Raw genomic sequence first — 11,705 nt, 5'->3', positions numbered from 1 at the left:
TATAGAAAAGTTAAATTGAAAGACAGAATTTTGTTTGTTTTGAGGAGGTATTATGCTTAAAGGAAGAAATTATATCGACCCTACGAATTTCAGTATGGCCGAGCTAGACGAAGTTATGGATTTGGCAAAAAAAATTAAAGAAAACCCTGTTGATTACCTTGACGTTTGTAAAGGCAAATTATTAGCAACTCTATTTTATGAGCCCAGCACGAGAACCAGATTTTCATTTGAAGCAGCCATGTTAAGACTTGGCGGCGAAGTTATTGGTTTTTCGGAGCCGGGCTCATCTTCTGTTGCGAAGGGTGAATCTTTAAGAGACACAATAAGAACAGTCGGCTCTTATTCCGATATCATCACAATGAGACATCCAAAGGAAGGTGCTCCGAATTTTGCTGCGGAATTCACATATGTTCCACTAATCAATGCTGGAGACGGTGGACATCAACACCCGACTCAAACTCTCACAGACTTGTTTACAATAAGAGAAAGCAAAGGTAGACTTGACGATTTGACAATCGGTCTTTGCGGCGACTTAAAATTCGGAAGAACAGTTCACTCGCTAATCAAAGCAATGAGCATTCACAAAAATATTAAATTCATTTTAATCTCGCCTGAAGAACTTCAAGTTCCTGATTATTTCAAAGCGACTGTGCTCGATGCTAACAATTTGGAATATGAAGAACACATTAAACTCGAAGAAGTAATCGATAGACTCGATGTTTTATATATGACTAGAGTTCAAAAGGAAAGATTCTTCAATGAAGCAGACTATGTTCGTTTGAAAGATTCATACGTACTTGATTTAGAAAAACTGAAAAATGCAAAAGCGGATCTTGCAGTTCTCCATCCGCTACCACGTGTAAATGAAATCGCATACGAAGTTGATGATGACCCAAGAGCTTGGTATTTTAGACAAGTTAAGAACGGTATGTTTGTTAGAATGGCACTTATTATGAAATTGTTGGGGGTAGAAAAGAATGCTTAGTATAAATTCAATTAAAAGAGGAATAGTTATCGACCATATTCACGCCGGTCTCGGTCTAAAAATATTTGATTATCTTGGACTAAGAGATGCAGATTTTACTGTTGCGCTCATTATGAATGCACAAAGCGGAAGACTTGGAAGAAAAGACATAATTAAAATCGAAAATGTTTTAGACATTGATTTATCGGCACTCGGTTTTATCGACCCTGAAATTACAATAAACGTGATTGAAGACGAAAAAATTGTAAAGAAGATAAATCTCAAACTCCCTGAACACGTTGAAGGCGTTTTGGAATGCAACAATCCAAGATGCATCACAAGTGTGGAAAGAGGAATGAAACAAAGTTTCACTCTTGTTAACCCGGAAACAGGCACATATCGTTGCGATTACTGCGACCATTTGATGAGTAAAAAAGATGTCTATAAATAGATTATTTAAAAGCGTGGAGGAAAGGGGCCCGATTTGCGTAGGATTGGACCCAAATCCTTTACATATGCCGAAATGTTTGGAAGATAAGCCAATCTACGAAAAAATTTTTAACTACAACAAAATGATAATTGACGCCACAAAGGATTTGGTCGCATGCTATAAACCGCAAGCTGCATATTATGAGGCACTTGGAATTGAAGGTATGAGAGCATTAAAAAGCACTAACGAATATATAAGAAAATGTGGTATAATAATTATAAACGATGTAAAGAGGGGAGATATCTCTTCAACTGCAAAGGGGTATGCGGATGCATATTTCTCAGGAGATTTTGAAGGGGATATTATGACATTGAGTCCATATATGGGACTTGATTCAATTGAGCCGTATTTGGAATATGTCGAAAAGAATGACAAGGGACTTTTTGTTATTATAAAGACCTCGAATCCAGGAAGTCACGACTTTGAAGAAATTGATGTTGACGGCAAACCTTTTTACAGCATCGTCGGCGGTAAAATTCAAAAGATGACGGGAAATACGGTTGGAGAATGCGGATACAGAAAAGTCGGTTTTGTTATAGGTGCGACAAACAAGGCATCAGGCGAAGCCGAATTTATCAGAGAATGTTTCCCAGATACATTCTTTTTGATTCCGGGCTACGGTGCACAAGGCGGTGGAGCCGCAGACGCAATGAGTTTACTTAAGGACGGCAACGGAGGAGTTGTAAATTCTTCAAGAGGAATTATCAGAGCATTTGAAAAATCGGACAAGGATTTTGAAGAAGCAACCCGCGAAGCTGTTTTGAAAATGAGGAGGGATTTTAATGTCGGGTTATAATTCATACAAAATCAGTGAAATCAGACATTTAAACGATGAAATTTTTGTCATGGCAATTGAGGCAGATGTCACAGTCGAACCTGGTCAGTTTTTTATGCTTAGAGAACCGAACACAACAGATCCGATGATGGGTCGTCCAATCTCGGTTTCAGACTATAAAGACGGAAAATTATATTTTTTAATTCAAATTATGGGAAAAGGAACGGAACTTTTTTCTAAAAAAAGACCGGGAGACGAAATTTTAATGATGGGACCTCTCGGAAACGGTTTTAAACCTGTGGAAGGAAAATGTGCTTTGCTTGCAGGGACCGCAGGAATCGCACCGCTTTTATATCTTGCAAAAAAACTTTCTGTAAAACCGGATTTATATGTCGGCTACAGAAGCGGAAGCTATTATACTGAAGAATTTAAAGACTATGTGGACAATATTTATATCGCAACGGAAGACGGAAGTGTTGGACACAAAGGTTATGCACTCGATTTACTGGATGCAGAAAAATATGAAATGACTTATGTCTGTGGGCCGATGCCGATGGTTAAAGCTACAGTTAAAAAATGCCCGGATGCAGATATGCAAGTGAGCCTTGAAGCATATATGGGTTGCGGATTCGGAGCATGCATGAGCTGTCTTTGCGATACGATTGGCGGTCGCAAGGGAATTTGTAAAGCCGGTCCTGTATTTTCAGCTAAGGAGTTGATTTTCAATGAATAAATTAGAGACTATGTTCCTTGGAACAAAATTAAAAAATCCGGTTTTAACGGCAAGCGGAACTTTCGGATTCGGAGATGTTTTCGAGCAGTTTTTTGAAGTAAAAAGGCTTGGCGGAATCATTGGAAAAGGTTTAACTCTAAACCCGAAAAGAGGAAATGAGGGACAAAGAGTTTGGGAAACCGCTTCGGGATTGATGAACTCAATTGGTCTTGAAAATCCAGGAGTTAAGCATTATATCGAAGTCGAACTTCCAAAGATGAAAACTGTAAATGACTATGTTATCGCAAATATGGGTGGTAACTCAATCGAAGATTATGTAGAAGGAGCAAAACTTCTCGATGATTCGATTGCAGATGCGATTGAACTGAATATTTCATGTCCGAATGTAAAAACAGGAGGAATGGCTTTTGGAATCAGATGCGAAGATGCAAGAACGGTCGTTTCAAAAGTTAGAGAAGCTGTTAAGAACAAACCGTTAATCATAAAACTTTCACCGAATGCTGAAAATATTGTCGCATTGGCAAAAACTATGGAAGAAATCGGTGCTGACGGTGTTTCACTTGTAAACACTTTCAATGCACTTGCAATTGATGTAAGAACAAGAAAGCCGCGTTTCAACAATGTTACCGCCGGTCTTTCGGGTCCTGCAATAAAACCTATTGCACTAAGAATGGTTTATGAAGTTTCGAAGAATGTAAATATTCCGGTTATTGGAATCGGCGGAATTGAAAATTACAAGGATGCGCTTGAATTTATTATGGCAGGTGCAACTTTGGTTGAAATAGGGTCTGCAAATTTGTATAATCCTACGACTGCGATAAATGTTGTAGAAGGTTTGGAAAAATATGCGGAAAAAGAAATAGATAAAAACATTGAAGAAATTAGAGGCTGTATTTGGAGGTAAAAATGACTAGAGAATCTGAAATTGTAGAATTATTAAAAAAGAGAGAAGCATTACTTCACGGACATTTTGGGCTTTCAAGCGGCAAGCACTCGAATGTTTATGTTCAATGTGCATTGGCAACTGAGTATACTGAAGATGCTGAAAAAATTGCTCATGCAATAAAAGAAAAGCTTGAACAAAACAATATTCATCCGGATGTTGTTGTAGGTCCTGCAATGGGCGGAATTATTATTGGATACGAACTTGCGAGAGCTCTCGGAGTAAGATCTATTTTTGCTGAAAGAAAAGAAGGCAAGATGTGTCTTAGAAGAGGATTTAAAATTGAAAAAGGCGAAAAAGTTTTGATTTGTGAAGACGTTGTAACAACCGGAAAATCATCACTTGAAACAGCTGAAGTTATCGAAGAACAAGGTGGAGAAGTCCTTGGAATCGGTGCAATTGTCGACAGAACAAAACAAACTCCTCCGCTACCTGTTTTCGCTGCAATAAAACTCGAAGCTGATATTTATGAACCGGAAGACTGCCCACTTTGCAAAGAAAATGTGCCTATGGTACAACCTGGAAGCAGGTTTCTTAAAAAATAATGTCAGGAATTGATATTGTTAGGATAAATAGAATAATTGAATTGATTGAAAGACGAGGTCTTGACTTCGTTCAAAATATGCTGAATACCCGCGAGGAAAGTCCAGAGACTCTTGCGGGCATTTTTGCATCAAAAGAAGCTCTCGGAAAACATTTGGGCAGCGGTATAAATAAAAACATTCTGGAAAATTCAATTATTTTAAAAGATGATAAGGGCAAGCCGTCAATTATTTTTGAAAAGAAGAAATATGAATTGTCAATTTCGCACGACGGAGATTATGCAGTTGCAAGTGTTACGGGAGATAGTAAAATTATGGTTGATAAAGAAATATTAAAATTGCTTCCGGCAAGGCCTTCAAATGCAAACAAGGCGACATTCGGAAGACTTGGAATTGTGGCGGGTCAAAAAGGGATGATCGGATGTGCAAAGCTTTCGTCAAGGGCAGCAATGCGAGCTGGAGCAGGATATGTATATCTTTTTTCGGAGGAAGAGAATAAAACTTCACTTGAGATATGTCTTGATGAAGAAATAATTATGGGTAGAGAAGACCTTTTATTTTTCTGTACAATCGACGCGTTTGCAGTAGGTCCGGGAATTGGATATTCGTCGGAAGAATATATGGAGAAATTATTTTCTTATATTGCCGAAAGAAATATAAGAACAGTTCTCGATGCCGACGGTCTTTATTATTTAAAAAAATTCGGAAATGTCGGAATGAACCAGCTTATAATCACACCGCACCCTATGGAAGCGGCACGACTTCTTTCAAAAGATGTTTCATATATTATGAAAAATAGATTAAAATCTGCAGAAGAGATATCGCAAAAATACTCGTGTGATGTTATAATAAAGGGAGAGGGTTCCTTGGTTTATAATAAAAACGGAGAATATTATATAAATGAATCCGGCAACAACGGGCTTGCAACGGCAGGTACGGGTGATGTTTTGACTGGAATTATCGGTGCTTTTCTTGCGAATGGTTGTGACACATATAGAGCCGGAAAGCTGGGAGTTTATTTTCACGGACTGTCTGCGGACATTATGGCACAAAAAATTTCAAAGCGTGCAATGATTGCAAGCGATATTATCGAGGGACTTAAATATGTTTTTATGGAGGAAGACTATGCTTAATTACAAAAAATATATTTTATATTCGCTGATAACAATTCCGATTTATACTCTTTTCTGTTATTTAACGAAGAGAGCAGTTGATCCTATAATAGGTGGGATGCTGGTTGGAGGAGTTGTTCTTGCAATGTCCTTTATTGATTTAAGAAAAATAAAACGTGATTTCTCATCGATGAAATCTCATGTGAATGAATACAAACTTAGCCAAGATGCAGAAATTTTTATAGGTAAACAAGTAAAACTCTTAAATGAAACGAAAGTACCGTCGATAAAAAATATGATTATGTTAAATATCGCAGGGGCTTATATAACTCAAGGCGATAATGTCGATGGGAAAAAATATTTGGATGCTTTAAATCTTAACGATTTTGATAGAGCAAATTTTAAAAATGCGGTTTTAAACAAATTGCTTCTTCTTTATAAAATAAATGAAGATGAAGAAGCAAATATTTTGTACGATAAGGTTTTTACGGAAGATTATGAAAAAGGCGGACCGCTTTTTAAAACTGTAAAGATTTTGAGGTTCCAAGGAAATGAGCCGGATGGAATTAAAGCACTTTCCAAGCTGAATATGGAAGAAGGCTCGGAAATTTATAGAGAAGTTATTAGAATGGCTAAAGAAATAATTTTAGAAAATGTGAAATAGAGGCTAATATGTGTGGATTTACAGGTATAATCAGTAAAAAAGAATACAATGACGATTCAATCAGATCGATGCTCGACAGCATTCGTCACAGAGGACCCGACAATCTTTCGTTTTATGAAAACGAGAATCTTCATTTGGGTTTTGCTAGACTTCAAATAATTGATTTGGACCCTAGAAGCAACCAACCGATGATTGATGAAGAAACAGGAGCGGTTATTGTTTTTAACGGTGAAGTGTACAACTACAAAGAATTAAGACAGGACCTTCAAGGAAACGGTGTTAAGTTTAAAACGACCTCAGACACTGAAGTCATTTTAAAAGGCTATTTAAAATACGGAAAGAGTATCCTTTCAAAACTCAGAGGGATGTTTGCATTTGCGATTTTCCATAAGAATAAAGTTTTTATGGCACGTGATCATTTTGGAATTAAACCACTGTATTATGGATTTAATGATAAAGGAGAATTTATTTTCGGCTCAGAACTAAAGGCACTAATTTCAAATAAATTTTTCTCACCGAGACTTAATAATAATTCACTTTTTTCATATCTTGAACTGCAACATGTTTGTGGGGAAGATACTATGATAGATGGAGTTAAACGTCTTAAAAACGGATATTATTTGGAAATTTCAAATATTGAGGAGTCGCTCTATCCGATAACAGGGGAATATTTCAAATTTCAAATGTCAAACGACAAGATTACAAATCTTGACGATGCTATTTATATGATCAGAAAAGCGGTTCACAATAGTGTAGAGCTTCATAAAAATGCTGATGTAAAGGTCGGAACATTTTTGTCGGGAGGTATCGACTCGAGCTATATAACGGCATTAACAAAACCTGAGATGAGTTTTAGTGTCGGATTTAGCGAAGAAGAAGGAAAGTTTGATGAAAGTGGACTTGCAAAGAAACTTTGCGAGATCTTGGGAGTTAAACTCAATCGACTTATAATTGATAAAAATGAAGTTTTTGAAAACTTGGACGATATAATTTATCATCTTGATGAACCACAGGCGAATTTATCGAGCATTCCTCTATATTTTCTATCAAAACTTGCACGAGAAAATGCAACTGTTGTTTTGAGCGGGGAGGGGGCTGATGAATTTTTTGGGGGTTATGAGCTTTATCGTGAAGACAGTGCTATTGAGAAATATTTAAAACTCCCGAAAAATTTGAGAAAAGGTTTGAAAGGTGTTTCGAAAATTTTGCCAAGTTCCGGTATAAAAAGACGCATGGAAAAAGGTGCACTCGAGCCAAAGGACTTGTTTGTCGGAGAAGCGAATATAAGTTCGCCATCAGAAATTAGAGACATATTAAGTAATAGATATAAGAACGGAACGGACGCAAGGCAATTTACGTCGAAATTTTTCAAAAATGTTGATGAATTAAGTGGAAAACAACTTGTGGATTTAAACAGTTTCATGCAATATGACATACTTTTAAAGGGCGATAGGATGAGTATGGCTCACAGCCTTGAACTAAGGGTCCCATTTCTAGACCTTGAAGTTTGGAGTGTTGCAAGAAGACTTTCGAGTGATTTGAAAGTTAGAGGAAATATCACGAAATATGCACTGAGAGAAGCTGCAAAAGAAGTGCTTCCTGAAGAATGGTACAAGAGACCTAAGAAGGGATTTCCTGTTCCGTTCAGAGATTTTTTGAGGGAAGACAATTTCTATAATAAATTCTATGAAGTGCTTTCAAGTGAACTATGTGATGACTTTTTCGACAGAAGTGTAGTTCTTGATATGCTCAAGGAGCACAAGGACGGCGTTAAAAGAAACCACAGAAGACTTTATTCATACTATGTATTTTTGGTTTGGTACGATTTATATATTAACAGGAGGGGAATATGTTAAGAAAAGATGTTGATGACAAATTAAAATGGGATCTAACCGATCTCGTAAAAGACGATGAGGATTTTGAAAAGAAACTTGAAGAAAAAGTTTCGCTTTCAAAAAATATTTCTGACTTTAAGGGTAAAATCAAAGATTTAAAATCGCTCGAAGAAGTTTTGAAACTCTATGAAAAATATCTGGAAGTTGATAGACTTGTCGGAGGTTTTGCAAGTCTTTATTTTTCAGAAGATGGTACAAACACAAAGGCTTATGACTATTTGGAAGAATATGATAAAGCAGACACAGTTTCTTCATCAAACATGTCATTTTTGGACGATGAAATAATGGAGCTTCCTGACGATGTTTTGGATGAAGCACTTGAAAAGCTTGATTTTGCACTCGTTTATTTAAGAAGACTTAAAAAAGATAAAGCACACAAGCCTACTTTTGCTGTTGTAGACGCTCTTACAAAGTTAAATCCTGTTTTTAACGCTCCTTATGGAATATGGGAAGGTGCGATTGCAGGAGATGTAAGATTTAACAGCTTGAAACTCGACAAGGAAGTGCCGATGACTTTCGGTCTTTATGAAGATAAGTATGAGGGTTCATCAAACACTGAACTCAGAAGAAAATCTTTTGAAGAATTTGTGAGTGTTATGAGAAAATATCAAACGACTCTCGCTTTAAACTACAACACGCAGCTTAAAGCAGAAAAAGCTCTAAGCGAAATCTATGGGTTTGAAAGTGTCTTTGACTATCTTTTAGATCTTCAAGACATCAGACGTGAAGTTTATGAAGACCATATCGATACACTTAAAAGAGAACTTCCTAAACATATGAGAAAATATGCAAAACTTGTAAAGGAAAAATATGGTCTTGACAAGATGACATATGCGGATCTTAAAGCTCCGTTAATGCCTGAGTTTGAAAAGGATATCTCAATTGAGGATAGCAAGGATTATTTGAGGAAAGGACTTGCAATTTTCGGGAAAGACTATGTGAATGAAACTATAAAACACATTGAAAACAAGTGGATTGACTTTGCACAAAATGAAGGAAAATCTACAGGTGCTTTCTGTGACTCATATTATAAACTCCATTCATATGTTTTGATTAGTTGGATGGGTAAGATGGAAGACGTGTTTGTGCTTGCTCACGAACTTGGTCACGCGGGACACGGACGCTATTCGTCTATGGACAATTCAATTATTAACATGGAAAGTTCAATGTATATAAGCGAAATGCCATCCACATGCAATGAGATGCTTCTTGCAAATTATTTGATCAACAGTACGGATGATGAAGAGTTTAAGAAGTGGGTAAGAGTTCAAATGATTGAAAGAACATATTACCACAACTTTGTAACGCATGGAATTGAAGCGATTTATCAAAGGGAAGTCTACAGAAGAATCGACAAGGGTGAAAATATAAACGCTGACAAGCTCAATGAAATCTTTAGAAATACTCTCGAAGAATTTTGGGGCGACGATGTTGAAATTCTCCCGGGAAGTGAACTAACTTGGATGCGTCAACCGCATTACTTTATGGGACTTTATCCGTTCACATATCAAGCTGGACTTTCAATTGGAACTGAACTTTTCAGAAAACTTCAAACGAGTACTGAAAGTGAAAAAGAAGCAATTATTGAAAATTACAAAGAAACAATGAAGACGGGCGGTAAGCTTTCACCTGAAGATTGGGCGAAAAAACTTGGAGTACAAATTGAAGGCGGTAAAGCACTTAAAGATACAATACAATATATTGGCGAAATTATTGATGAAATTTCAAAATAATGTTTTAAACCTATTAAATGGGGTATCCATTTAGTAGGTTTTATTTTTATAATTCAATTTAACTTTAAATAGTTATAGAATAAAACCAACTTTTACAAATTAAAGTGTTGACTATCACGACTTAATGTGATACAATAAAGCAAAGAATATTGGTTAATAAGGAGGAATGTAATATGAAAACAGACGTACAGATTGCACAAGAAGCAAAAATGCTTTATATTGACAAGATAGCTGAACAATTAGGTATTGAAAAGGAAGATTTATTCCAATATGGCCACTACATGGCAAAGATTGAACCGGTTGTCTATGAAAGACTTAAGGACAAAAAGGATGGCAAGCTCGTTCTTGTAACGGCTATATCACCTACACCGGCAGGGGAAGGAAAGACAACAGTTAATATCGGTCTTTCAATGGGACTCAACAAAATTGGAAAGAAAGCAATTTCAGCATTAAGAGAACCATCACTCGGACCATCTTTCGGAGTTAAAGGTGGTGCAGCAGGTGGAGGATATGCACAAGTTGTTCCAATGACAAATATCAATCTTCACTTCACAGGTGACTTCCACGCAATTACAGCTGCAAACAACCTTATTGCTGCAATGCTCGACAATCACATTCACCAAGGTAATGAACAACAAATCGATGTAAGAAGAGTTGTTTGGAAGAGAGTTCTCGATATGAACGACAGAGCTTTAAGACAAATTGTTGTGGGTCTTGGTGGAGTTTCAAACGGATATCCACGTGAAGATGGATTCGACATTACAGTTGCTTCTGAAATTATGGCAATTTTATGTTTGTCAAACAGCCTTGAAGAATTTAAAGAAAAAGTTTCGAATATCGTTATTGCATATAGAAGAGATAAATCACCTGTCTTTGTTAAAGATATCAATGCACAAGGTGCTGTAACAGTTCTTATGAAAGACGCAATTTTACCTAACTTGGTACAAACACTTGAAAACACACCTGCAATTTTACACGGTGGACCTTTCGCAAATATTGCTCACGGTTGTAACTCAATTCTTGCAACCAAATATGCTCTAAAACTTGCTGATTACACAGTAACAGAAGCAGGTTTCGGTGCTGACCTTGGAGCTGAAAAGTTCTTTGATATCAAGTGCAGGATGGGTAATTTACATCCAAATGCAGTTGTTATTGTTGCAACAATAAGAGCTTTAAAACATCACGGAGGAGTTACAAAAGAAGACTACGACAAGGAAAATCTTGATGCACTTAGAAAAGGTTTTGAAAACTTGAAGAAGCACATGGAAAATGTTGCTAAATTTGGAGTTCCATCAGTTGTAGCAATAAATCAATTCCCAACTGATACTGAAGGTGAAATTAAGCTTTTGAAAGAACTTGTGGAAAAAGAAGGAAGAAAATGTATCCTTTCTCAAGTATTTGCAAAAGGTGGCGAAGGAGCTGTTGATTTGGCAAAAGAAGTAGTCAGAGTTTGCGAAGAAGAAGAGTCAAATTTCAAACCGCTATATGATGTAAATGACACAATTGAAAATAAAATCACAACAATTGCAAAAGAAATTTACGGAGCAAAGGATGTTATCTTTACAAAAGAAGCAAAGAACTCGATAAAGAGAATTGTTGAAAATGGAATGGACAAAGTTCCTGTATGTATGGCAAAAACGCAATATTCACTTTCAGACGATCCGAAACTTCTCGGAGCACCGAAAGATTTTGAACTTACAGTAAGAAATGTTAGAATTTCAAATGGTGCAGGATTTGTTGTTGCTCTTACAGGTGACATCATGACAATGCCGGGACTTCCAAAGGTTCCTGCCGCTAACAATATTGATATAAAAGAGGACGGCGAAATAGTCGGACTATTTTAGAATAAATTTT

General features: G+C 36.6%; 11 protein-coding genes. All 11 read left to right on the top strand.

The window, feature by feature from the left end; all coding sequences use genetic code 11:
- Positions 1-52: 52 nt before the first annotated feature.
- A complete protein-coding gene (gene pyrB / locus C7381_RS03315; RefSeq protein ID WP_034546110.1) occupies positions 53-985 on the top strand; it encodes an aspartate carbamoyltransferase in 933 nt (310 codons plus the stop codon).
- Positions 978-1,415, top strand: coding sequence for an aspartate carbamoyltransferase regulatory subunit (locus C7381_RS03310; RefSeq protein ID WP_116479881.1), 438 nt, complete (start codon positions 978-980; stop codon positions 1,413-1,415). The genes pyrB and C7381_RS03310 overlap by 8 nt, the downstream gene beginning before the upstream one ends.
- Positions 1,402-2,250, top strand: a complete 849-nt coding sequence (pyrF, locus tag C7381_RS03305) for an orotidine-5'-phosphate decarboxylase (protein WP_116479880.1) — start codon at positions 1,402-1,404, stop codon at positions 2,248-2,250. Before C7381_RS03310 ends, pyrF begins: the two co-directional genes overlap by 14 nt.
- Positions 2,237-2,962: a dihydroorotate dehydrogenase electron transfer subunit gene (locus C7381_RS03300; RefSeq protein WP_116479879.1), complete on the top strand. Its 726-nt coding sequence runs from the start codon at positions 2,237-2,239 to the stop codon at positions 2,960-2,962. The genes pyrF and C7381_RS03300 overlap by 14 nt, the downstream gene beginning before the upstream one ends.
- Positions 2,955-3,866 carry a dihydroorotate dehydrogenase gene (locus C7381_RS03295; protein WP_116479878.1) on the top strand — a complete coding sequence of 304 codons (912 nt, stop codon included), beginning with the start codon at positions 2,955-2,957 and terminating at the stop codon, positions 3,864-3,866. Before C7381_RS03300 ends, C7381_RS03295 begins: the two co-directional genes overlap by 8 nt.
- Positions 3,867-3,868: 2 nt before the next feature.
- Positions 3,869-4,450, top strand: coding sequence for an orotate phosphoribosyltransferase (gene pyrE, locus C7381_RS03290; RefSeq protein WP_116479877.1), 582 nt, complete (start codon positions 3,869-3,871; stop codon positions 4,448-4,450).
- Positions 4,450-5,580, top strand: a complete 1,131-nt coding sequence (locus tag C7381_RS03285; protein WP_116479876.1) for an NAD(P)H-hydrate dehydratase — start codon at positions 4,450-4,452, stop codon at positions 5,578-5,580. The genes pyrE and C7381_RS03285 overlap by 1 nt, the downstream gene beginning before the upstream one ends.
- Complete coding sequence (locus C7381_RS03280) at positions 5,573-6,223, top strand: hypothetical protein (protein WP_116479875.1); 651 nt, start codon at positions 5,573-5,575, stop codon at positions 6,221-6,223. Before C7381_RS03285 ends, C7381_RS03280 begins: the two co-directional genes overlap by 8 nt.
- 8 nt (positions 6,224-6,231) lie before the next feature.
- Positions 6,232-8,079 carry an asparagine synthase (glutamine-hydrolyzing) gene (gene asnB / locus C7381_RS03275; RefSeq protein ID WP_116479874.1) on the top strand — a complete coding sequence of 616 codons (1,848 nt, stop codon included), beginning with the start codon at positions 6,232-6,234 and terminating at the stop codon, positions 8,077-8,079.
- Complete coding sequence (locus tag C7381_RS03270; protein ID WP_116479873.1) at positions 8,073-9,851, top strand: M3 family oligoendopeptidase; 1,779 nt, start codon at positions 8,073-8,075, stop codon at positions 9,849-9,851. Before asnB ends, C7381_RS03270 begins: the two co-directional genes overlap by 7 nt.
- A 173-nt stretch (positions 9,852-10,024) precedes the next feature.
- A complete protein-coding gene (locus tag C7381_RS03265; RefSeq protein ID WP_116479872.1) occupies positions 10,025-11,695 on the top strand; it encodes a formate--tetrahydrofolate ligase in 1,671 nt (556 codons plus the stop codon).
- Positions 11,696-11,705: the final 10 nt, after the last annotated feature.

The sequence above is a fragment of the Ezakiella coagulans genome (assembly GCF_003096635.1).
Classification (GTDB): Bacteria; Bacillota; Clostridia; order Tissierellales; family Peptoniphilaceae; genus Ezakiella; species Ezakiella coagulans.
The sequence above is the reverse complement of the archived record's forward strand: the minus strand, read 5'-3'. Positions and strand labels throughout refer to the sequence as shown.